The 386-nt window shown below is 72.3% G+C and carries 1 pseudogene; it reads left to right on the top strand.

Annotated features, from left to right (window positions below):
* Window positions 1-386, top strand: a pseudogene (locus tag AOK08_RS48265) (streptomycin biosynthesis protein); the annotation flags it as partial.

The following is a 386-nucleotide window of genomic DNA, read 5'->3' as shown; positions in this document are numbered from 1 at the left end:
GCCGCCGAGGCGGGCGTGTCCCTCAGCACCGCCTCCGACGTGCGCAAACGGCTACAACGCGGCGAAGGTCCCGTACCGGAACGCGGAGGAGAACGCGCCCAGCCGGACACCGTCACCGAACGGACCCCGCGGCCGGACCAGCGGCAGAACGACGCCGACGGCGAGAGACCGTCCCACGCGCTGATGCTGCGCCATCTCAGCCGCGATCCGTCGGTCCGGCTGACCGAGGACGGCAGGGCGCTGCTGCGCTGGCTCACCATTGTGACGGTGCGTCGCCAGGACTGGGAGCGGCTGCTCAAAGGCGTTCCGCCACACCGCATGGAGGCCGTCGCCGAACTGGCGCGCGGCTGCGCCCGGACCTGGCAGCACGTGGCCGAGGAACTGGA

This window comes from Streptomyces graminilatus (genome assembly GCF_001418565.1).
Lineage (GTDB): Bacteria > Actinomycetota > Actinomycetes > Streptomycetales > Streptomycetaceae > Streptomyces > Streptomyces graminilatus.
Note: the sequence above shows the minus strand (reverse complement) of the source record. Positions and strands in the feature narration are given on the sequence as shown.